This is a genomic window from Nesterenkonia sandarakina (assembly GCF_003003175.1).
GTDB lineage: Bacteria > Actinomycetota > Actinomycetes > Actinomycetales > Micrococcaceae > Nesterenkonia > Nesterenkonia sandarakina_A.
Window position 1 is genome coordinate 85,498 of sequence record NZ_PVTY01000005.1, and the last position, 20,979, is coordinate 106,476.

Genomic DNA, 20,979 nt, shown 5'->3' on the forward strand with positions numbered 1-20,979 from the left:
CTCACCGGGGCCCGTCGGCGAGGCGCCCCAGCGGCAGACCGCCCTGGGACTGGATGAACCGCAGGAAGCCCTCGGCGCTGTCTGTGGCCTCTCGGGCACGCTGCACCAGCGCCTGCCCGCTGGCAGCGGCCGATCCCTCGATCACGCCGTCCACCGCGGCGCCCACTCCCCCGGCTCCACCTGCTCCCGCGGCCAGCGCCACCTCGAGCGCGGCGGCGAGCACCTGCGCGAGGTGCGCCTGTTCGCGCAGGTCATCAGCGATCGACCGGGCGCTCGCGGACATCTCGGAGACCCGCGACTGGCGTCTGCGGGCTTCCTGCACCTGGTGGAAGGTCACCGCGGTGAACGCCTGCCCGGCAGGAGACTGCCACGCCACCTGCTCCCGGGCCGCGAAGACCGCCCGCACGCAGTCCTCGCCGCGTTCGGCCACGGCGTCGAGCCGGATCGCCGCCTGGTCATAGTGCTGCGCAGCCTCCTCGAGCTGGTGGGCGGCCCGCGAGAAGATCACGAGTGATCCCTCCTTGGTATCGGTGTGCTGGTGATCGCCAATCTAGGCCCCCTCCCGGGTCGGCGCTCCACCGCAGCGGCGCCCGTGGATCACCCGGTCAGGCGGCGTCGTCCTCGCCGGTGCTGGGGAAAACTCATGAAAGAATCGGGCCATGGCCAACTCCACTGATTCCGCTGCGCCCACCGTCTCTCCGACCCGCGTCCGGCTCGCCGATGCCCAGCCGCAGATCGCCCTGGGCGCGCTGGACGGCCGCTACCGCAGCGCGGTGGCCCCGCTGGTGGATCACCTCTCCGAGGCGGCGCTGAATCGGCACCGCCTGCACGTGGAGGTCGAGTGGTTCATCCACCTCTGCGCCGAGCAGGTGCTCTCCGGGCTGCCCACGCTCAGCGAAGAGCAGGTCAGCGGGCTGCGCAGCATCGTCACCGAGTTCGGCACGGCACAGCTGGAGGAGCTCGGCGCCATCGAGGCGCAGACCCACCATGATGTGAAGGCCGTGGAGTACTTCATCGCGCGCCGGCTCGAGGGGCTGGGGCTGAGCGAGCTCACCCCGCTGGTGCACTTCGCCTGTACCAGCGAGGACATCAACAACCTCTCCTACGCGCTGGGGATCCGCGATGCCGTGGCCGAGGTCTGGCTGCCCGCCGCGCGCACCGCCCTGGACGGACTGGCGGAGCTGGCCCAGGACGCCGCCGAGGTGCCGATGCTCTCGCGCACCCACGGACAGCCGGCCACCCCGACCACGCTGGGCAAGGAGATCGCGGTCTTCGTCCACCGGCTGCGTCGCCAGCTGCGCCGGATCGAGGCCCAGGAGTTCCTGGGCAAGATCAACGGCGCCACCGGCACCTACGCGGCGCACCTCGCCGCCGCCCCGGAGGCCGACTGGCCTTCCCTGGCGCAGCGGTTCGTGGAGAAGCTGGGCCTGACCTTCAACCCGCTCACCACCCAGATCGAATCCCACGACTACCAGGCCGAGCTCTACGCCGACATGGCCCGGTTCAACCGGATCCTGCACGGGCTCTGCGTGGACGTGTGGAGCTACATCTCCATCGGGTTCTTCCGGCAGATCCCGGTCGCCGGCGCCACCGGCTCCTCGACCATGCCGCACAAGGTCAACCCGATCCGCTTCGAGAACGCCGAGGCCAACCTCGAGATCTCCAACGCCCTGCTCGACGCGCTGGGCTCCACCCTGGTGGAGTCCCGCTGGCAGCGCGACCTCACCGACTCCTCGGGCCAGCGCAACATCGGCACCGCGATGGGACACTCGGTGCTCGCGCTGACCAACATGAGCAAGGGGCTCAAGCAGCTCGACGTCGCCGAAGAGGTGATCGCGGCGGATCTCGATGCGAACTGGGAGGTGCTCGGCGAGGCGATCCAGACCGTGATGCGCGCCGAGGCCATCGCCGGCGTGGAATCCATGGAGAACCCCTACGAACGGCTCAAGGAGCTCACCCGCGGCCGCCGGGTGGACGCCGAGAAGCTCAAGGAGTTCGTCACCGGACTCGGACTCAGCAAGGACGCCGAGTCCCGACTGGCCCAGCTGACCCCCGGCACGTACACCGGTCTGGCCGCCCAGCTGGCCAGGCAGTTCGGCTGAGCGGCACCCTGTGGACCACGGAGCACATGACCACGGGGCCTTCGCCGACGACCACCGGACCCAGTACCAGCGTCTGCGCGACGGGCACTGGTACCGGGCCGATGAGGAGATCCTTCAGCGGGCCTTCGCCGCGCACCAGCTGGCCCACCGCTACAGCCAGGCCGCAGCCGAAGGCGACGACGCCGCCGCTGCCGCGCTCCTGCCGCAGCTGATCGGCGAGCTCGGCGACGACGTGGCGATCCGTCCCCCGCTCTCGGTGGACTACGGGGTGCACATGGCCATCGGTGACCGCGTCTTCATCAACACCGGGCTGGTGGCGCTGGACGTCGCCCCCATCCGGATCGGAGCCGACTGCCTGCTCGGCCCCAACGTGCAGCTGCTGACCCCGATCCACCCGTTGGATCCGGAGCCGCGGCGGCAGAAGTGGGAATCCGCGGAGCCGATCACGCTGGAGGAGAACGTATGGCTCGGCGGCGGCGTCATCGTCTGCCCCGGAGTCACCATCGGTCGCAACTCTGTGATCGGAGCAGGCTCTGTGGTCACCCGCGACATCCCGGCGAACTGCGTGGCCGTGGGCAACCCGTCGCGGGTCATCCGGCAGCTGGAGGGCTGACGCCGGCGAGCCGCAGCGGCACCGCCGGGTCTGCAGGTCTTCCCCCGCGCTCGATCCCAGGTCAGAATGGCGAGGTCCCCCTGAGATCGACCACGGAAGGCTCGTCATGACCATCGGACTGACCCCCTACCTGCAGTTTCCCGGAACAGCCCGCCAGGCTCTGGAGTTCTACCACTCGGCGCTCGGCGGAGAGCTGGAGATGATGACCTTCGCCCAGGGCATGGGCGCCGAGGATGAGACCAAGGACCTGATCATGCATGGGTCGCTGTTCATCGACCGCGGGGTCCACCTGATGGCCGCCGATGCGCCTCCCGGGATGACCAGCGTGCTGGGCACGGTGTCGCTGAGCAACAGCGCCCCCGACGACGCCGAGCACTCCACGCTCGAGCAGTGGTGGGCCAAGCTCTCCGAGGGGGCAGAGATCACCGAGCCGCTGGCCAAGTCGCCCTGGGGCGACACCTTCGGGATGCTCACCGACAAGTTCGGGGTCCCCTGGATGGTCAACGCCTCGCGCTGAACACCCTCACCAGATCGCGCCTCACCAGATCCAGATCAGCATCATCGTGGCGAGGAATCCGCAGCCGTAGTTGAGCCAGATGAACTTTCGCCAGCCGGAGTTCACCCCAGCGCTGGTCTCGTCCGTCACGTTCCACCAGGGCAGCGAGATCGCCACGTAGGGGATCACCAGCAGCGCGGCCAGCGGGGTGGGCCAGGGTGCCAGCAGCAGCAGCACCCCGGCTCCGGCCCAGAGCAGCACCGCCACCCGCACGGTGGACCGTGCGCCGATCGCGGTGGCGACCGAGGAGATGCCGCCTTCACGGTCGGGCACCACGTCCTGGACCGCGCCGAACGCGTGGGCGGCCATCCCCCAGAGGAAGAACGCGCCCAGAATGATCAGCACCGTGGGCCCCGGGGTGAAGCCGACCCGGTCATGGGCGAGCGCGAACCCGACCACTGCGGGGCTCACGAAATGGGTGCTGGAGGTCACCGAGTCGAGGAACGGCCGCTCCTTGAACCGCAGACCCTTGACCGAATAGGCGGCGACCGCGAACAGGCTCACCAGCATCGCGGCCCAGCTGGCGGGGCCGCCGCCGAGCATCAGCAGCAGCGCCGGCGGCACGGTGCTCAGCGCGGAGATCCACAGCACGGTCGCGTGCAGGTCCGGGTGCAGCAGCGCACCCTCGATGCCGCCCTTGCGGGGATTGCGCAGGTCGGACTCGTAGTCGAAGACGTCATTGATCCCGTACATCGCCACGTTATAAGGGACCAGGAAGAACAGCGCCCCGAGCACCAGCACCCAGTCGATCTCCCGCGCCGCGAAGAGATACGCGGCCGCGAACGGAAAAGCAGTGTTGATCCAGCTGAACGGACGTGAAGAGAGCAGCAGCTGGCGGATCAGGCTCATTGCGCCGCCCGCTCAGCGCCGCGTTCGACGCTTCGCCGGCGCAGCAGGTGCCAGGCGGCCGGAAGCAGCAGCACCGCGGCCAGCGAGTAGCTGAAGTCCTCGAGCGGGGCGATCCCCAGGTAGAGACCCATCAGGTGCTCGTGGCCGTAGCGCACGATGTCGAGCGCGATGATCACGTTGTCGAAGACCGCGGTGAGGCTCAGCAGCACCGCAGTGGTCAGTGCCACCGCACCCCAGTGGATGCTGCGGCGCATCAGCACCGCGGCGAGAACCGCAGGGACCATGAAGGCCAGGCTCAGCCAGAGATACGCCATCTAGGAACCTCCCGGGATGCGCGCGCTCGATCGGCTCTGCTCGGTCCTATGCCGCAGGAGCTTCGCGGCACCGGTGTAGATGATCATGGTGCACAGGCTCAGGAACATCAGGAACACCGGCTCCTCCAGCGGCATCTCGGGCCCGAGCACGACGCCGGTGAGGTACTGGCTCTGACCCATCAGGAAGATCCCCAGCCCGATGCCGGCGAAGTCCCAGACCAGGAAGAAGACGACGCCGAGCAGGGTCACCACCGCGGCCACCCGTGGGTCGGCGAAGAAGAACAGCCGGAAGCGCCGATCGATGAGCAGCATGCAGAGGGTCGCGGCCAGCAGCCCGGCGAGGTACAGGAACGACACGCTGGTTCAGCCCGCCTTCCTGACGGTGCCTGCGCCCAGGGACTCCGGGCGCAGCGGTCCGGCGCTGTAGTCCCGGCGCATGTGTTTGAGCACCAGCTCCGCGCTGATCAGGCACATCGGCACACCGATCCCCGGGGCCACGGTCCCTCCGGCGTAGTAGAGCCCGCCCACAGTGGGCGAGACGTTCTGCGGTCGGAACATCGCTGACTGGCGCAGCGTGTGCGCCTGGCCCAGCACCGAGCCGCGCCAGGAGTTGTAGTCTGCGGCGAAGTCGGCAGGACCGATGGTCTCGCGCAGCACGATCCGCTCTTCGAAGTCCTCGATTCCGGCCCAGCCGCCGATCTGCTCGATCGCCGCCTGCGCGATCTGCTCCACGGCGGGGTCGCCGGCGCCGTCGCGGCCGCCCGCGCCCAGGGTCACGTCGGCCGGGACCGGGATCAGCACGAAGAGGTTCTCGTGATCATCCGGGGCCAGACCTGGCTCGCTCGCGCTGGCCCGGCAGACGTAGGAGGAGGCCGGAGTCGGGATGGAGGGGTCGGCACCGAAGATGGACTCGAAGTTCGCCGTCCAGTCCCGGGTGAAGAACAGCGAGTGGTGGGCGAGCTCCGGGAGCTTCCCGCGCACCCCGAGCATCACCAGCACCGCGCCGGGGCCGGACGTGACCTTGTCCCACCAGTCCTCGGGGTAGCTGCGGTCCTGCTCGGAGAGCAGCCTGGTCTCGGTGTGGTGCAGATCCGCGGCCGAGACCACATGATCTGCATGTTCGGCATGCACGGTGCCGTGCTCGTCGCGCCAGCGCACTCCCGTGGCCACCCGCCGCCGGCCGGGCGTGAGTCGGGAACGCACCCGGGAGCGGCGCGGACCTGCCTCGGTGAGGATCTCGATGACCTCCGCGCCGGTGGTGATCGTGGCTCCCGCACCTTCTGCCAGACGCCGGAAGCTCGCGGTCACCTCCCAGAAGCCGCCCACCGGGTAGCGCACGCCGTCGTCGAGGTCCAGGGCGCTCATCAGGTGGTACATGGCCGGCGCGTCCTGCGGACGGGTGCCCAGGAAGACGGCCGGGTAGCCGAGGATCTGGCGCAGCACGGGGTGCTTGAAGCGGCGCTGCACGAAGCGTTCCAGCGAGGTCAGCAGCAGCTGCGCGAGCTCCGGGGCGGACTTGAGCACCTCGGGCACCGCAAGGTTGTTCAGCCGTTTGAACGGGTTGTAGAGGAAGCGTCGCTCGGCGATCTCGGTGGTGCGCTTGGCCGAGGCGATGTACTTGTCCAGGGCCGGCCCGCTGCCGGGCTCGAGCTCCTCGAAGAGCGCCCGCACCCGGTCCGCGCCCTTGGGCAGATCCACCGGGGCCGGCGGGGCCTGGCCTGGTTCGGGCTCGGAGTAGACCCGGTAGGCCGGGTCCAGGTCCACCAGCGTGAGCTGCTCGGCCGCCGTCGTGCCCATCAGGTTGTAGAAGTGCTCGAACACTGAGGGCATCAGATACCAGGAGGGGCCGGTGTCGAACTGGAAGCCGTCGGTGGCCAGCATCCCGGCGCGCCCGCCGGTGCGATCACCCTTCTCCAGGACCAGCACGTCATGGCCCTCGCGGGCCAGCAGCGCGGCGCTGGCCAGTCCGGCGACTCCGGCGCCGATCACAATGGTGCGTGGCATCAGTGGGTCTCCAGTCGTGTGGTCAGGGCGGCCCGGGCGGCCAGTCCCGCTTTGCAGGCGTTGGAGACCCGGACTCGTGAGTGGTAGAGCTCCTCCACCGGGGTCGCTGCGATCTTCTCGAGCAGCGCCTCGAAGAGCGCGCAGGCGCTGCGCACCGCGGTGCGGGCGTCGCGCGGGAGCAGCGGCATCGCGGCACGGGCCTCGGCGAGCTGTCCACGGACCGTGTCCACCCACTCCTGACGCTGTTCCTCGGTGAGGCCCTCGCCGCCGCCCAGGTAGTCGCGTCCAAGCTCGTCGGTATCCTCGGCGAGATCGCGCAGGAAGTTGATGTTCTGGAAGGCGGCTCCCAGTGCACGTGCCCCGCTGACCAGGGTCTCGCGTTCGGCCTCGGTGCGGTGCTCTTCACGCAGGAACACCTGCAGGCACATCAGCCCGATCACCTCGGCGGAGCCGTAGACGTAGCTCGCGTGCTCGGCGACGCCGAATGCGGCGGGCTCCAGGTCCGCGCGCATCGAGTCGAAGAAGGGATCGATCAGCTCCAGCCCGATCTGCGCCTCGATGGCGGTGCGGGCGAAGGCGTGGACCACCAGGTCGGTGCTGTACCCGCGGGTCAGCGCCCGGCGGGTCTCCTCGGCGTAGTGCGCGAGCGCCTCGGCCTTCTCCGCAGGATCCAGTCCGGCGGCGCTGGCCGCGCCGTCGACGACCTCGTCGGCGACCCGGACCAGGGCATAGATGCTGCGCACATGGCTGCGGTGCCGCGGTCCCAGCAGCCGGGTGGCCAGGCCGAAGGAGGTGGAGTAGGAGGAGATCACCCGATCGGCCGCGGCGCGGGCGGCCCATGTGAAGTGTTCTGCGGGATCAGCGGGTGCGCTCACGCGGGGGCACCTGCACCGGACTGGCGCGGACTCTCGAGCCGGTCCATCTCGGCAAGCTGCTCGACCATCCAGGGGCTGAACGCGAAGGGGACATCGGTGACGGCGCGCTGCAGCGCCGGCGCATCCGCCCACATGAATTCACTGACCTCGGCATGCACCGGGTCCAGCTCAGAGGTCAGGACCGCGGTGAAGACCGGGCAGATCTCGTTCTCCACGACGCCGCTGGCGTCGACCGCGCGGTATCTGAAGTCCGGCAGCACCGCCCGGATCTCGGTCAGCTCCGCTCCGAGCTCCTCGCGGGCCCGCCGGCGCACGGCGTCGGGGAGCTCCTCGTCCAGACCGGGATGTCCGCAGAAGCTGTTGGTCCAGACCCCCGGCCAGGTCTGCTTCGTCAGCGCCCGGCGGGTGAGCAGCAGCTGCCCCGCGGGGTCGAAGAGATAGCAGGAGAACCCGAGGTGCAGCGGGGTGTCTGCGGTGTGCACCGTCGCCTTCGGGGCGGAGCCCACGGGCACTCCGGCCTCCGAAAGGAGAACTACGTGTTCCTCTGTCGAGGACGAGCCTGAGGTCATGGATCGAGCATAGCTACAGAAGGCGCCTGCGTGCGGGACTCGTCACACTCGCAGCGTGGATAAGACGTGACCGAGACGGGGAGCTGACTCGCGGCTGACTTACTCAGAGCCCGCGCAGACGACGGTGTTAGATTGACGGCTACGTGCCGCGGCACGGCCTCAGACGCCGATGAAGCCGCGGTGATCCCCGAGCGAGGATGTGGGCAAGATGGCAACAGCAGCGGTGACCGGAGCGACTGGATATATCGGAGGACGGCTGGTGCCCCAGCTGCTCCGCGCAGGACACGAGGTGCGGGTGCTCACCCGCCGCGCCGAGGCGCTGCGCGACGTGCCCTGGGTCAACGAGGTCACCGTCGTCGAAGGCGATCTGACCGACCCCGAAGCCGCCCGGGAGCTCTGCGAAGGCGCCGACACCGCCTACTTCCTGGTCCACTCGATGACCTCGGACCGCAGCTTCGAAGAGCTCGACGAGCGGTGCGCCGAGGTCCTGGGCGCCGCGGCGAAGGCGGCCGGCGTCGACCACATCGTCTACCTGGCCGGCCTCCACCCGGACACGGCCGAGGGCGAGCTCAGCGCCCACCTGCGCTCCCGGGTCCATGTCGGAGAGGTCCTGGAGTCCAGCGGCGTGCCCACGCTGACCCTGCAGGCCGGACTGGTGATCGGTTCGGGCTCCGCCAGCTTCGAGATGATCCGCCACCTCACCGACGTGCTCCCGGTCATGCCGGCCCCGAAGTGGGTGCTCAACCAGATCCAGCCCATCGCGGTGCGCGATGCGCTGCACTACCTGACCCGCGCGATGGACATCACGCTGGAGTCCAGCGTCCGGGCCGACATCGGCGGACCCGATGTGCACACCTATGCCCAGCTGATGAAGATCTACGCCCGGACCGCCGGGCTCAACGAGCCCCGGGTGATCGCGCTGCCGGTGCTCACCCCCTGGCTCGCGGCCCAATGGGTCAACCTGGTCACCCCGATCCCGCGCACGCTGGCGATCCCGCTGGTGGAGTCGCTGCAGCACGACTGTGTGGTCAAGGACCAGATCATCGACGACATCATCCCCGCCCCCGAAGAGGGGCTCACCGACTACGAGACCTCGGTGCGGCTCGCCCTGGACAAGATCTCCGCAGACCGGGTGGAGACCACCTGGGCCGCGGCCCACCCGCTGGACGTGCCCTCGGAATCGCTGCCCTCGGACCCGGACTGGACCGGACGCTCGGTGCTGGTCGATGAGCGTGAACGGCTCTCCACCGCATCCCCCGAGGCGGTCTTCGCCGTGATCGAAGGCATCGGCGGCGAGACCGGCTACTTCTCGCTCTCCCGGGCCTGGGCGCTGCGCGGACTGGCCGACAAGCTGGTCGGCGGGGTCGGCATGGGACGTGGACGGCGCAGTCGCGGTCAGCTGGCGCTGGGCGACACCCTGGACTGGTGGCGGGTCGAGGACCTCGACCGCGGCCGGCTGCTGCGCCTCCGGGCCGAGATGAAGGTCCCCGGGCAGGCATGGCTGGAGTTCATGGTGGAGCCCGAGGGCACCGGCTCCCGCTACCGTCAGCGCGCGATCTTCTTCCCGCGCGGTCTGGCCGGGCGCGCCTACTGGCTGGGAGTGACCCCCTTCCACGCCATCATCTTCAAGAAGATGGCGGCCCGGATCCTCGCCGACGCGGAACAGGCGAGCGCCAAGGCCTGACCTGTCGGCGCAGCGGCGCAGCGGCGCAGAAAAGTTTTTCAGATCTCCACCATCCGATCCTGCTCTGGCTCCGAACTCTGCGTACATGGCCTGGTCGACACCACGATCAGTGGCTGTGAATCAGACCAACGTGCGACCAACAGGAGATTCAGTCATGAAGACCGAGATGCGCAAAACCACTTCCCTGCTCGGAATCGGCATGGTGGCCCTGCTGGGCCTCAGCGCCTGCGGCGGCGACGCGGAGGAGCCGGCTGCAGAGTCCGACCAGGAGATGGCCGAGACCACTGAGTCAGAGGCCCCCATGGACGAAGAGTCGATGGAGGAAGAGGAGCCCATGGACGAGGAGTCCATGGACGAATCCGATCCCGCGGCGAACCTGGTCGGCGCCTCCTGTGAGGCATACGCCGAAGAGGTCCCCGAGGGTGACGGCTCCGTCGGCGGCATGGCCGAGGATCCGGTGGCCACCGCCGCCTCGAACAACCCGATGCTGACCACGCTGACCGCGGCAGTCTCCGGCGAGCTGAACCCCGATGTCGACCTGGTCGACACGCTCAACGGTGACGAGTTCACCGTGATCGCTCCCACCGATGACGCCTTCGAAGCCATCCCCGAGGAAGACCTCAACGCAGTGGTCGAGGATGCCGACATGCTGACCGACGTGCTGACCTACCACGTCATCCCCGGCCAGCTGTCTCCTGACGAGATCGCCGGCGAGCACGAGACCGTCAACGGCGCGACCGTGACCATCGAGGGCGAGGGCGATGACCTCACCTTCGACGACGCCGGCCTCGTCTGCGGCGGCGTGATGACCGCCAACGCCACCGTCTACATGGTGGACGCCGTCCTGATGCCGGCAGCAGCCGAAGAGGAGTGATCCTCGGCGGGCTCGGTCGCTGACGACCGTTCCCGCGGCAGTTGGACCATGACGACGGCGGCGCTCGGCACCCACCCACCTGTTGGGACGCGGAGCGCCGCCGTCGTCGGTTCCGGCCGACTGGTCCAGCGACAAAGACGCTGGGGGTCGCCAGGACCCGACTCGTGCAGAGATCACCCCCTCGGGTGTGGCATCCTGTTGGGATGCACGAGACGGGAAGTCCAGGGTCAGCCGCCGACGGCGCGCAGCTCCCCCTGCGTGCCCCCGCCGATCCATGCGGGGCCCTGCTGCTGAAGATCCAGCAGGGCGACGAGCAGGCCTTCGAGCAGCTCTACCGCGACCAGAGCTCGATCCTGCTGGCCACCGCGCTGCGGGTGCTGCGGAATAGATCGCTCGCCGAGGAAGTTCTTCAGGAGATCTTCACCGAAGTCTGGGTCAACTGCCACAGCTACCGGGCTCAGGCCGGAAGCGGACGCGCATGGCTGACCACCATGTGTCGACGCCGAGCGATCGACCGGGTCCGAGCGGTACAGGCCCAGCAGAACCGAGACTTCACCCAAGGGGTGAAAGAGGCTCATGTTCTTGAGCCCGACGTCCAGGACACAGTCCTCACTCAGGTGGAGGCGGCTCGCGCGCAGACCGCGCTGCAGACGCTTCCCGAAGAGCAGGCCACCGCCATCGCGATGGCCTACTACCAAGAACTTTCCCATTCCGAGATCGCACGACGACTTGATGTGCCGCTCGGAACCGTGAAATCTAGAATACGAGACGGCATGCGACGACTCAGGGCCCAGCTAGGAGGTGCCGGATGAACGCCGATCGCGAATACCTGGCAGCCGGCCTTGCCCTGGGGACCCTCGCCGACGCCGAGATGCTCGAGGCGCTCGACCTCGAGGCCTCCGACCCCGACTTCGCCGAAGAGGTCGCCTCCTTCAGCGAGACGCTGGGACTGCTGGCCGAGACCGACGACGCCATCGCTCCCAGCGCCGAGACCGAAGCGGCGATCCTCAGCATCCCCCGCCTGCACCAGCAGGCTGAAGCCGACACGGCGGCACCTGCCGCCACAACGGAGTCTGTGACCCCGCAGGCCACCACCCCGCCGGCCACCACCCCCGCACGCACCCGGCGCCCGAGCACCGCGCTCTTCGCCCTGGCCGCCTCCACGCTGCTGCTGCTCTCCGCTGTGCTGGCGGGCGCGCTGATCAACCAGCAGCAGGACACCAGCCAGATCGAAGAGTCGCTCACCGTCGCCGAGGCAGAGCGTGAGCGCACCCAGCGGCTGCTCAGCGCCTCTGATCTTGCCTTCACCGAGGCCGAGGCCACCGTGGGCGGGCGCCTCACCCTGGCCTACTCGGTCTCCGAGCAGATGCTGCACCTGACCCCGCACGACATGCCGGAGCTTCCCGAGGATCAGACCATGCAGCTGTGGCTGATCGATGAGGAGGGCGCGCACAGCGCCGGCCTGATGACCGGCACCAGCACCGAGCTGCTCACCGACCTCGCGATGGACGAGGACATGACCTTCGGAGTCACGGTGGAGCCGGCGGGCGGATCCGAGGCGCCCACCACCGACCCGGTGGTCCTCGCGGATCTCTGATCCGTGATCGCAGCCTGACCCATCCGATGACCCCCTCCGCTCCGAACCCCAGACATGACTCAGACAGCGCATGAGACCCCCGGGACCACAGGTCCGGACGCCGGCCGGAACGGGCGACGTCGGCGCCACCTGATTCCGCATCTGCTCGCCGGCATCCTCGCCGCCGCGATCTTCCTGGGTGTGGCCGATCTCATCGCGCAGCTCTTCGGCCCCGCCTCCTCGCCGCTGGTCTCGCTGGGCTCCACGATCATCACGCTCTCGCCCAGCTGGCTGCAGGACTTCGCGATCTCCTTCTTCGGCAGCAACAACAAGCTGGTGCTCTACCTGAGCATGGGCATCGTCGGCATGATCCTGGCGGCCCTGATCGGCGCCGTGGCCCGACGCAGCCTGCGCCTCGGCGTGGCACTGGTCGCGGTGGTCGCCGCAATCCTGCTCATGGTGGTGCTGCTGCGCCCCGAGAGCTCCCCGCTGGACGCGCTGCCGACCATCATCGGCGCCGGACTGGGCATCTTCAGCCTGCTGCTGCTCAGCGGAGCCGCCACCGGCCTCACCCGCGCGGCCGAGGCCGATCGCTCAGGCTCGCCGCTCACTGATTCCCGGCCAGCGGAGACCCGCCGCTCCGCCGCGACCCGCCCCAGCACCGAGGATGAGCACGCGCACTCGCGGCGTCGCTTCCTCGGGCTGGCCGCCGCCGGCACCGCCATCGCCGCCGGCTCGATCACCTTCGGACGCTCGGTCAACGCCTTCGGCGTCGGAGCTGGCGAGGCCGCCGCACGGCTGGTCCTGCCCACCCCCGCGGTGCCCGCCGCAGCGATCCCGGCCGGCGCCAGCGTCGGCGTGGACGGGGTGGCCCCGTTCATCACGCCGAACAACGACTTCTACCGCATCGACACGGCCCTGGTGGTCCCAGAGCTCGCCCCGGACGACTGGACGCTGCGGATCCACGGCCTGGTCGAGGAGGAGATCACCATCGACATGGCGGAGCTGCTCGACCTGCCGCTGGAGGAGCACCACATCACCCTGGCCTGCGTCTCCAACCCGGTGGGCGGAGACCTGCTCGGCAACGCCACCTGGCTCGGCTACCCGATCCGCGAGCTGCTCGCGCGGGCCCGCCCGCTGGGCGAGGCCGACATGGTGCTCTCCCGGTCCGTGGACGGCTGGACGGCGTCGACTCCGCTGGAGGTGCTCACCGACGAGGACCGCGCCTGCCTGCTCGCCGTGGGCATGAACGGCGAGCCCCTGCCGGCACAGCACGGCTATCCGGCCCGGCTCGTGGTGCCCGGCCTCTACGGCTATGTCTCGGCCACCAAATGGGTCACCGAGCTGGAGGTCACCCGCTTCGACGCGGAGACCGCCTACTGGACCGACCGCGGCTGGGACGCCGAGGGCCCGATCCTGGTCGCCTCCCGCATCGATGTCCCCCGGCCGCTGGCTCGGGTCTCCAGCGGCGAGGAGGTCGTCGTCGCCGGCAGCGCCTGGGCCCAGCACGAGGGCGTCTCCGAGGTCGAGGTCCGCCTGGACGACGGCGACTGGGAGTCCGTGGAGCTGGCCGACGAGGTCAACATCGACACCTGGCGCCAGTGGAGGCACACCTTCGCAGACGTCGACTCGGGTCGCCACTCGGTGACCGTGCGCGCGATCAACGCAGCCGGGGAGACCCAGACCGACGAGCGCCGAGATCCGATCCCGAACGCGGCCACCGGTCAGCACCGGATCGAGTTCAGCGTGGAGTGATGGCGTTCAGCCTGAGCGCTGCTGGAACTCCAGGATCCGGCGCAGCCCCTCCGCGACCGCCTGCTCCCCCGGAGCCAGGCTGAGCCGGATCCAGTGATGCCCCGCCACCGGGTCGAAGTCGGTGCCCGGGACGACGGCGACGCCCGCGCCCTCCAGCAGTGCGGCACAGTAGCTCGGTGAGTCACCGAAGCGCTCGAGCTGCTCGCCGAGATGGGCGTAGACGTAGAAGGCGCCGTCGGCCGGAGCGACCTCGCCCCAGCCGAGCTGCGGGATGAGTCCCAGCACCCGCTCCCGGGCCGCGGCGTACCCGCTGACCTGGGAGGCGGCGAAGTCCAGCGACTCAGGGCTGAACGCCTGCACCGCCGCGAGCTGAGTGGCGTGCGGCGGACACAGCGCCACGTTCCCCGCGAGTCGCGAGACCGGGTCCACCAGGTGATCGGGCAGCACCATCCAGCCGAGCCTCCAGCCGGGCATCCCCCAGTACTTGGAGAAGGACGAGATGACCACGGCCTCCTCCCCCATCTCGGTGGCGCTCACGTTCTCGGCCCCGTAGCTGATCCCGTGGTAGATCTCATCGCTGATCAGCTGGACGCCGTGGTCGGCGCACCATTCGGCCAGCTCGCTCAGCTGGGCTCGTTCGATCATGGTGCCGGTCGGGTTCGCCGGGGAGGCCAGGATCAGTCCGGCGAGGCTGTGGCCGGCGTCGAGCTGTTCCTTCAGCTGGGCGATCGTGGGCTGGAACCGTTCCTTCGGTCCGCAGTCCAGGTCCACCACCTCGATCCCGAGCGCGGTGAGGATGTTGCGGTAGGCGGGGTACCCGGGGCGGGCCAGCGCGACCCGGTCACCGGGATCGAACGCCGCCAGGAAGCTCAGCATGAAGGCGCCGGATGATCCGGTGGTGATCGCGATCCGCTCTGCCGGCACCGTGACCCCGTACCAGCTTCGGTAGTGCTCGGCGATCGCCTCGCGCAGCGGAGCGATCCCCATCGCGGCGGTGTAGTTGAGCACCGTGTTGCTGGCGTGGATCTCCGCCGCGGCCTGATTGACCGCCGCCGGGGCGCCGGAGCCCGGCTCCCCCGCGGTCAGCGAGACGACATCCCGTCCAGCTGCGCGCATCGCATCGATGCGCGCCAGGATGCTCATCACCTCGAATCCGGGCACCTGAGATCTCTGTGAAGGCATCATCGCTCCAGCCTATCGAGTCGCGCCCGGCCAGGATTCTCACCCGCCAGGTCTCACCCGGCGACGTAGCGCGCGAGATGCTCGGCGGTGAGCGTCCTCGCCTCGGCGACCAGCTGCGCGGGTGTGCCGGTGAAGACCACCTGGCCGCCGTCGGTGCCGGCTCCCGGGCCCAGGTCGATGATCCAGTCCGCGTGGGCCATCACCGCCTGGTGGTGCTCGATCACCACCACGGAGGTTCCGGAGTCCACCAGCCGGTCGAGCAGGCCCAGCAGGTTCTCCACGTCGGCAAGATGCAGCCCGGTGGTGGGCTCGTCCAGCACGTAGACCCCGCCGGGATCGGCCATCTTGGTGGCCAGCTTGATCCGCTGCCGCTCGCCCCCGGAGAGGGTGTTCAGCGGCTGCCCCAGTCGCAGGTAGCCCAGCCCGACGTCGGAGAGTCGAGTGAGGATCTTGGTCGCGGCGGGCAGCCGGGCAGCCCCGGCAGAGAAGAACTCCTGCGCCTGGTCCACCGAGAGGTCGAGCACCTCGCTGATGTTCAGCGCCCCGCGGCCCCCGTCACCACCCCCGTCGCCGGGATTCCCGAGCGTGTATTCCAGCACCTCGCGGCGGAAGCGGCGACCCTCGCAGTCCTCGCAGGGGCTCGCCACGGTCTCCATGACGCCCAGCTCGGTGTAGATGACCCCGGCGCCGCCGCAGGTGGGGCAGGCGCCTTCGGAGTTCGCGCTGAACAGCGCCGGCTTGACCCCGTTGGCCTTTGCGAAGGCCTTGCGGATCGGCTCCAGCAGGCCCGTGTAGGTGGCAGGGTTCGAGCGGGAGGATCCCTTGATCCCGGTCTGGTCGATGAAGGCCACACCGTCTCGGCCGGCGAGGCTGCCTTCGATCAACGTGGACTTGCCTGATCCGGCCACTCCGGTGATCACGGTGAGGACTCCGGTGGGGATGTCCACGTCGACGTCGCGCAGATTGTTCGTCCGGGCGCCGCGGATCTCGAGCGCACCGCTCGGCTCCCGCACCGCGTCCTTGACCTGCGCCCGGTAGTCCAGGTGCCGCCCGGTCAGCGTCTGAGCGCTGCGCAGGTCCGCGACGGTGCCCTCGAAGCACAGCTCGCCTCCGGCCTCCCCGGCGCGGGGGCCCAGGTCCACCACGTGGTCGGCGATCTCGATGGTCTCGGGCTTGTGCTCGACCACCAGGACGGTGTTGCCCTTGTCGCGCAGCCGCAGCAGCATCGTGTTCATCCGGGCGATGTCATGCGGGTGCAGGCCGATGGTGGGCTCGTCGAAGACGTAGGTGATGTCGGTCAGCGCGGAACCCAGGTGGCGGATCATCTTCACCCGCTGAGCCTCGCCGCCGGAGAGCGTGCCGGCCGGCCGATCCAGGCTGAGATAGCCCAGCCCGATCTCGATGAAGTGCTCCACGGTCTCGAGCAGCGAGGCGCGCAGCGGGGCGATGGCCGGCACCTCGAGCTCGCGCAGCCACTCGGCGAGGTCGCTGAGCTGCATGGCGCAGACCTCGGCGATGTTGCGGCCCTGGACCGTCACCGAACGGGTGAGCTCGCTCAGCCGGGTCCCGTCGCACTCCGGGCAGGTCACGAAGGTGACGGCGCGGTCCACGAAGCTGCGGATATGGGACTGCATGGCGTCGCGGTCCTTGCCCAGCATGGACTTGCGCACCTGCGGCACCAGCCCCTGATAGGTCATGTTGATCCCGCTCATCTTGACCTTCTCCGGCTCGCGGTACAGCAGGTCGTGGCGCTCCTGCTCGGTGTAGTCGCGCACCGGCTTGTCCGGGTCGAAGAAGCCGGATTCCGAGTAGTACCGCACCGACCAGCCGCCGGCCTTGTAGCCGGGCACCGTGATGGCGCCCGCGTTGAGCGAGAGCGACTCGTCGAGGAGCTGGCCGACGTCGATGTCGTTGATCTGTCCGCGGCCGTCGCAGCGCGGACACATCCCGCCGGTGACGCTGAACTCGCGACGCTCCTTGGTCTTCTCTCCCCCGCGCTCGAAGCTCACCGCGCCGGCCCCGCTGGCGCTGGCCACGTTGAAGGAGAAGGCCTGCGGGCCGCCGATGTGCGGCTCCCCGATCCGGCTGAACAGGATCCGCAGCAGCGTGTTGACGTCGGTCACGGTGCCCACGGTGGAGCGGATGTTCGCGCCGAGGCGCTCCTGGTTGACCACGATCGCCGCGGTCAGGCCCTGGAGATCCTCGACGTCCGGGCGGTTCAGGCTGGGCATGAACCCCTGCAGGAACGCGCTGTAGGTCTCGTTGATCATCCGCTGGGACTCTGCGGCGATCGTGCCGAAGACCAGCGAGGACTTTCCCGACCCGGAGACCCCGGTGAAGACCGTGAGCGCCCGCTTCGGGATCTGCAGGCTGAACCCCTTGAGGTTGTTCTCCCGCGCTCCGGTGACCTCGATGACGTCATGGCGGCGTGCGAGATCAGTCATCGGGGCAGTCCTTAGCTAGCAGTGTTCCGGGATGTTCGTGCGGGTCACTCTTCCGCCGCGGCGAGCTGGCCGCAGGCGCCGTCGATCTCTTTGCCGCGGGTGTCGCGCAGCGTGGTGGGCACCCCGAGGGACTCGAGCCGGTTCACGAAGGCGCGCATCACCTCGGGCTCCGAGGAGGTCCAGATCGAGCCCGGGGTGGGGTTCAGCGGGATCGGGTTCACGTGCACCCAGCCACGGCCGCGGGCGTTGAGCTTCTCGGCCAGCAGCTCGGCGCGCCACTGGTGATCGTTCATGTCCTTGATCAGCGCATATTCGATCGAGACGCGACGCCCGGTGGTCTTGTAGTAGTGGTACGCGGCGTCGATGGCCTCATCGGCCTTCCAGCGCGAGTTCACCGGGATCAGCTCGTCGCGCAGCTCGTCGTCGGGGGCGTGCAGGCTCAGCGCGAAGGTGATCGGCAGGTTCTCGTCGGCGAGCTTGCGGATGGCCGGGACCAGTCCCACGGTGGAGATGGTGATGCCGCGGGCGCTCATCCCGAGGCCCTCCGGCGCGGGGTCCACCATCCGGCGCACGGCGTTCATCACGCGCTTATAGTTCGCCAGCGGCTCGCCCATCCCCATGAAGACGATGTTGGAGACCCGCTGCGGGCCCACTCCCGAGGACGACGACGCGCCCTTGCCCGCCGCTGCCGATTCCTCGGATTCGGCGAAGTCGGTCTCCTCACCGAGGGCCGCATGGTCGGCCTCCTCGGCGATCTCGGCGGCGTTCGGGGCGTCGAGCTCACCGGCGGCGATCGCCCGATTGACCTGGACGATCTGGTCCACGATCTCGGCGCTGGACATGTTGCGGGTCAGCCCGTTCTGGCCGGTGGCGCAGAAGGGGCAGTTCATCCCGCAGCCGCACTGCGAGGAGATGCACAGGGTGATCCGGCTGCGATAGCGCATCAGCACCGACTCGACCATGGCGCCGTCGAAGAGCCGCCAGAGGAACTTGATCGTGGCGCCGTCGTAGGTCTTGAGCCGGCGGACCTCGGTGAGCAGCGGCGGCAGGAACTCCTCGACCAGCTGCTCGCGGGTCTCGGCCGGCAGATCGGTCATCTGATCCGGGTCCGAGGTGTAGTGCCGGAAGTAGTGCACGGAGAGCTGCTTGGCGCGGAAGCCGGAGATGCCCAGCTCTTTGGCGCGAGTGATCCGCTCGTCCAGGGTCATGTCCGCCAGATGCTTCGGCGGCTGCTTGACCTTGGGCTGCGCGAACTGCAGCTTCGGGCGGCCCTCGGCGTCCATGGGCTGCTGCCAGCCCTCGGCCTTGGGCCGGATCTGCGGACGCGACGCGTCCACCGGCGGGGCGGCGGCCCCGGCGTTCTTGGGAGCGGAAGCGGCTGTGGTTCTGGGCGCCCCGGCGGCGCTGCGGGCCGAGCCCTGCTTGGGCACGGAGCTGGACGGTGCGGGGCGCGAGTTCTTCGAAGATGACATCGCATTGATTGTCCCACGGGCGCCGGTGTTCTGGTATGCCCATTGCTGAGCCTGCCCTGCGCAGGCCGGACTCAGCTGGCGCGGCCCTGTCTCCAGTAGCCCATGAAGGAGACCTGCTTGCGGCTGAGTCCGACATCTTTGACCAGGTGGCGGCGCAGCCCGGTGATCACTCCGGCCTCACCGGCCAGCCAGGCGTACTCACGGAAGCCGTCGGCGTCGCCGACCTCCCAGAGCAGATCGCCTTCGCCTAGCTCGGCGAGGTCCTCGGCACCCGAGGGCGCACCCACCGGCTCTCCGCGGGCAGGCTGCCAGGAGGATCGCCGCTGCGCGAAGATCTCGCCGCGGCGTCGACCCCAGTTCTGCACCGCGCTGGTCAGCGGCGCGCCGCGGGGCGCACCCTCGCGGGGCAGCCAGTAGATCTCGACGCCGGAGCGGTTGACCACGTCCAGGGCGTCGGCGCGGGTGGGGATCTCCAGATAAGCCTCACCGTGGATCCGTTCGGGCAGCATCTCCAGGATCGCGCAGATGGCGGGCACCGCGGTCTCATCCCCGGCGAGCAGGATGTCGCGGGCGGTGTGCGGGTTGAACTCGATCCCGCCGCCGGCGCGGGCCGAGCGGCCGTCGGGACCGATGATGACCAGCTCGTCGCCGATCTCCGCGCGCATCGCCCAGGCCGACGCCGGGCCTTCGGTGCCGTGGACCACGAAGTCGACGTCGATCTGGTGCTCCCAGGGCCGGATGGAGCGCACCGTGTAGGTCCGGATCGGGTTCTGCTCCGCCTCCGGGAGCTGGCGCCAGGCGTTGTACCAGTGCGCCATCTCCGGCTGGGGCTCCTGGAAGAGCCCCAGCTCGGGAAGCGTGCCGTCGGCCCGGGGCAGCAGCAGCTTGATCCGCTGGTCCAGTCCGCCGGTGTGGAAGTGCTGCAGCTCCTCGGCCTGGAGCGTGAAGCGCAGGTAGTTCGGGCTCAGCCGCTGCACCCGGGAGACCACGGTGGAGTAGGCGCGCTGCGGGTTCAGCGTGGCGGGGTCGTTGACCACGGGAGCCGCAGCGAGGCTTGAGCGCAGGCTCATTGACCCAGCGTCTCCTCGAGCTCGGCGCTGAGCTCATCGAGCGCGTAGATCTGCGCCTCCGGGGTGCCCAGCGAGAAGGCGTTGGCGAGGTCTCCGGTGACCACCAGCTCGCGGCCGTCCTCAACCGCGGGAATGCTCATCCAGCCGGCGTCCTCGGTGATCTCGGTCTCCTCGATGAAGATCGGGAACCCGACGAGCAGGTCGGCGTCGAGCAGCTCGAGCTGCTCATCGGAGATGCTCACGCTGAAGTCGTCCTCACCGCCGAGCTCGGCGATCTCGGGGTTCTGCACGAAGCCGAGGTCCTCCATGAAGGCGACCCGGCCGTCGGCCGCGGTGTAGGCGCCCCATCCCTCGGCCGTGCGGGAGGCCACCGTGGCGGTCTGGCCCTCCCATTCGGGATTCTCCTCGACCGCGGCCGCGAAGGCCTCCTCCTGCTCGGCGAGCATCTCCTCGCCCGCCTCCGGCTGGCCCAGTGCCGCGGCGATCATGCGCACCTGGTCCTCGGACTCGGTCAGGTAGTTCGCTGCGCCGGGGGCCACGCCGACCGTCGGCGCGATCGAGCTCAGCCGGTCATACCGTTCCTGGTCCCCGGAGCTGCGCACATCCAGGATCAGGTCCGGCTCGAGGGCCGCCACCGCCTCATAGGAGAGCTCCAGCGTGCCCAGCATCTCGGGGGATTCGGTGTAGGTGTTCTCCACCCAGGGTCCGATCCCGTCGGGGGCCTCGAAACCGAGCCAGTCCGACGCTCCGACCGGCTCGACACCCAGGTCCAGCGCGACCTCCGCGTCCCCCCAGCCCAGAGCGACGACGCGCTCGGGAGCCTCCTCGATGGTGACCTCGCCGAACTCGGTCTCCACGCTCGCCGGGTAGGTGCCGGATGAGTCCTGGGTCGCTTCCTCGGCTCCGGCGCTGTCCTCCGTGCTGCCGGTGTCCTCCTCGGAGGAGTCGGCACAGCTCGAGAGGAGAAGGACGGCGGCGGTGCCGAGGGCGAGGCCGGCGAGACGGCGAGATCCGTGCAAGAGGATGCTCCTAGTGATGAA

At 69.4% G+C, this 20,979-nt stretch carries 20 protein-coding genes; 8 read left to right on the forward strand and 12 right to left on the reverse strand.

Annotated features, from left to right (window positions below):
• Position 1: 1 nt before the first annotated feature.
• Positions 2–508, reverse strand: coding sequence for a hypothetical protein (locus tag BCL67_RS05385; RefSeq protein WP_106122428.1), 507 nt, complete (start codon positions 506–508; stop codon positions 2–4).
• 151 nt (positions 509–659) lie between these two features.
• Between BCL67_RS05385 and purB the strand changes: the two genes are divergently transcribed.
• The 3 genes from purB to BCL67_RS05400 all read left to right on the forward strand — a co-directional run bounded on the left by purB (position 660) and on the right by BCL67_RS05400 (position 3,232).
• On the forward strand, positions 660–2,102 hold the full coding sequence (gene purB / locus BCL67_RS05390; protein WP_106122429.1) for an adenylosuccinate lyase: 1,443 nt from the start codon (positions 660–662) through the stop codon (positions 2,100–2,102).
• Positions 2,103–2,112: 10 nt separating this feature from the next.
• Positions 2,113–2,715, forward strand: coding sequence for a sugar O-acetyltransferase (locus tag BCL67_RS05395; protein WP_106122430.1), 603 nt, complete (start codon positions 2,113–2,115; stop codon positions 2,713–2,715).
• A 106-nt stretch (positions 2,716–2,821) separates the two neighbouring features.
• A complete protein-coding gene (locus BCL67_RS05400; protein ID WP_106122431.1) occupies positions 2,822–3,232 on the forward strand; it encodes a VOC family protein in 411 nt (136 codons plus the stop codon).
• A gap of 21 nt (positions 3,233–3,253) precedes the next feature.
• Here the strand turns inward: BCL67_RS05400 and BCL67_RS15740 are convergent, their stop codons facing one another.
• Genes BCL67_RS15740 through idi form a run of 6 tightly spaced genes read right to left on the reverse strand, consistent with a single transcriptional unit; the run spans position 3,254 to position 7,882 of the window.
• A complete protein-coding gene (locus tag BCL67_RS15740; protein WP_106122432.1) occupies positions 3,254–4,120 on the reverse strand; it encodes a prenyltransferase in 867 nt (288 codons plus the stop codon).
• Complete coding sequence (locus BCL67_RS05410) at positions 4,117–4,434, reverse strand: lycopene cyclase domain-containing protein (RefSeq protein WP_106122433.1); 318 nt, start codon at positions 4,432–4,434, stop codon at positions 4,117–4,119. Before BCL67_RS05410 ends, BCL67_RS15740 begins: the two co-directional genes overlap by 4 nt.
• Positions 4,435–4,791, reverse strand: a complete 357-nt coding sequence (locus tag BCL67_RS05415) for a lycopene cyclase domain-containing protein (RefSeq protein ID WP_106122434.1) — start codon at positions 4,789–4,791, stop codon at positions 4,435–4,437.
• A 6-nt stretch (positions 4,792–4,797) separates the two neighbouring features.
• The gene (gene crtI / locus BCL67_RS05420; protein WP_106122435.1) at positions 4,798–6,438 is read right to left on the reverse strand and encodes a phytoene desaturase family protein; all 1,641 of its coding nucleotides are present in this window, start codon (positions 6,436–6,438) and stop codon (positions 4,798–4,800) included.
• On the reverse strand, positions 6,438–7,313 hold the full coding sequence (locus BCL67_RS05425) for a phytoene/squalene synthase family protein (RefSeq protein WP_106122436.1): 876 nt from the start codon (positions 7,311–7,313) through the stop codon (positions 6,438–6,440). The genes crtI and BCL67_RS05425 overlap by 1 nt, the downstream gene beginning before the upstream one ends.
• Positions 7,310–7,882 (reverse strand): isopentenyl-diphosphate Delta-isomerase, encoded by a 573-nt coding sequence (idi, locus tag BCL67_RS05430; RefSeq protein ID WP_106122437.1) that lies wholly within the window; start codon positions 7,880–7,882, stop codon positions 7,310–7,312. The genes BCL67_RS05425 and idi overlap by 4 nt, the downstream gene beginning before the upstream one ends.
• 208 nt (positions 7,883–8,090) lie before the next feature.
• On the opposite strand from idi, the gene BCL67_RS05435 reads away from it, so the two are divergent.
• The 5 genes from BCL67_RS05435 (at position 8,091) to BCL67_RS05455 (ending at position 13,771) form a co-directional block, all read left to right on the forward strand.
• Positions 8,091–9,566, forward strand: a complete 1,476-nt coding sequence (locus BCL67_RS05435; RefSeq protein ID WP_106122544.1) for an SDR family oxidoreductase — start codon at positions 8,091–8,093, stop codon at positions 9,564–9,566.
• A gap of 154 nt (positions 9,567–9,720) precedes the next feature.
• Complete coding sequence (locus tag BCL67_RS05440; protein WP_106122438.1) at positions 9,721–10,440, forward strand: fasciclin domain-containing protein; 720 nt, start codon at positions 9,721–9,723, stop codon at positions 10,438–10,440.
• Positions 10,441–10,643: 203 nt separating this feature from the next.
• Positions 10,644–11,252, forward strand: a complete 609-nt coding sequence (locus BCL67_RS05445) for a sigma-70 family RNA polymerase sigma factor (protein WP_106122439.1) — start codon at positions 10,644–10,646, stop codon at positions 11,250–11,252.
• Complete coding sequence (locus tag BCL67_RS05450; RefSeq protein WP_106122440.1) at positions 11,249–12,037, forward strand: anti-sigma factor; 789 nt, start codon at positions 11,249–11,251, stop codon at positions 12,035–12,037. The genes BCL67_RS05445 and BCL67_RS05450 overlap by 4 nt, the downstream gene beginning before the upstream one ends.
• A gap of 54 nt (positions 12,038–12,091) precedes the next feature.
• Positions 12,092–13,771, forward strand: coding sequence for a molybdopterin-dependent oxidoreductase (locus BCL67_RS05455; protein WP_106122441.1), 1,680 nt, complete (start codon positions 12,092–12,094; stop codon positions 13,769–13,771).
• 6 nt (positions 13,772–13,777) lie between these two features.
• Here the strand turns inward: BCL67_RS05455 and BCL67_RS05460 are convergent, their stop codons facing one another.
• The 5 genes from BCL67_RS05460 to BCL67_RS05485 form a co-directional block, all read right to left on the reverse strand.
• A complete protein-coding gene (locus BCL67_RS05460) occupies positions 13,778–14,956 on the reverse strand; it encodes a pyridoxal phosphate-dependent aminotransferase (protein ID WP_106122442.1) in 1,179 nt (392 codons plus the stop codon).
• Positions 14,957–15,006: 50 nt separating this feature from the next.
• Complete coding sequence (locus BCL67_RS05465) at positions 15,007–17,397, reverse strand: ATP-binding cassette domain-containing protein (protein ID WP_106122443.1); 2,391 nt, start codon at positions 17,395–17,397, stop codon at positions 15,007–15,009.
• Positions 17,398–17,441: 44 nt separating this feature from the next.
• Positions 17,442–18,869, reverse strand: a complete 1,428-nt coding sequence (gene rlmN, locus BCL67_RS05470) for a 23S rRNA (adenine(2503)-C(2))-methyltransferase RlmN (protein ID WP_219886410.1) — start codon at positions 18,867–18,869, stop codon at positions 17,442–17,444.
• Positions 18,870–18,940: 71 nt separating this feature from the next.
• Positions 18,941–19,939 carry a siderophore-interacting protein gene (locus BCL67_RS05480; protein WP_106122446.1) on the reverse strand — a complete coding sequence of 333 codons (999 nt, stop codon included), beginning with the start codon at positions 19,937–19,939 and terminating at the stop codon, positions 18,941–18,943.
• Positions 19,936–20,958 carry an iron-siderophore ABC transporter substrate-binding protein gene (locus BCL67_RS05485; RefSeq protein ID WP_106122447.1) on the reverse strand — a complete coding sequence of 341 codons (1,023 nt, stop codon included), beginning with the start codon at positions 20,956–20,958 and terminating at the stop codon, positions 19,936–19,938. Before BCL67_RS05485 ends, BCL67_RS05480 begins: the two co-directional genes overlap by 4 nt.
• Between the last annotated feature and the right edge of the window lie 21 nt (positions 20,959–20,979).

Excerpts from the sequence above, each read along its gene's own strand:
- purB (WP_106122429.1), top strand. The coding sequence starts at position 660 with ATGGCCAACTCCACTGATTCCGCTGCGCCCACCGTCTCTCCGACCCGC.
- BCL67_RS05400 (WP_106122431.1), top strand. The coding sequence starts at position 2,822 with ATGACCATCGGACTGACCCCCTACCTGCAGTTTCCCGGAACAGCCCGC.
- BCL67_RS15740 (WP_106122432.1), bottom strand. The coding sequence starts at position 4,120 with ATGAGCCTGATCCGCCAGCTGCTGCTCTCTTCACGTCCGTTCAGCTGG.
- BCL67_RS05410 (WP_106122433.1), bottom strand. The coding sequence starts at position 4,434 with ATGGCGTATCTCTGGCTGAGCCTGGCCTTCATGGTCCCTGCGGTTCTC.
- crtI (WP_106122435.1), bottom strand. The coding sequence starts at position 6,438 with ATGCCACGCACCATTGTGATCGGCGCCGGAGTCGCCGGACTGGCCAGC.
- idi (WP_106122437.1), bottom strand. The coding sequence starts at position 7,882 with ATGACCTCAGGCTCGTCCTCGACAGAGGAACACGTAGTTCTCCTTTCG.
- BCL67_RS05435 (WP_106122544.1), top strand. The coding sequence starts at position 8,091 with ATGGCAACAGCAGCGGTGACCGGAGCGACTGGATATATCGGAGGACGG.
- BCL67_RS05440 (WP_106122438.1), top strand. The coding sequence starts at position 9,721 with ATGAAGACCGAGATGCGCAAAACCACTTCCCTGCTCGGAATCGGCATG.
- BCL67_RS05445 (WP_106122439.1), top strand. The coding sequence starts at position 10,644 with ATGCACGAGACGGGAAGTCCAGGGTCAGCCGCCGACGGCGCGCAGCTC.
- BCL67_RS05450 (WP_106122440.1), top strand. The coding sequence starts at position 11,249 with ATGAACGCCGATCGCGAATACCTGGCAGCCGGCCTTGCCCTGGGGACC.
- BCL67_RS05455 (WP_106122441.1), top strand. The coding sequence starts at position 12,092 with ATGACTCAGACAGCGCATGAGACCCCCGGGACCACAGGTCCGGACGCC.
- BCL67_RS05460 (WP_106122442.1), bottom strand. The coding sequence starts at position 14,956 with ATGATGCCTTCACAGAGATCTCAGGTGCCCGGATTCGAGGTGATGAGC.
- BCL67_RS05465 (WP_106122443.1), bottom strand. The coding sequence starts at position 17,397 with ATGACTGATCTCGCACGCCGCCATGACGTCATCGAGGTCACCGGAGCG.
- rlmN (WP_219886410.1), bottom strand. The coding sequence starts at position 18,869 with ATGTCATCTTCGAAGAACTCGCGCCCCGCACCGTCCAGCTCCGTGCCC.
- BCL67_RS05480 (WP_106122446.1), bottom strand. The coding sequence starts at position 19,939 with ATGAGCCTGCGCTCAAGCCTCGCTGCGGCTCCCGTGGTCAACGACCCC.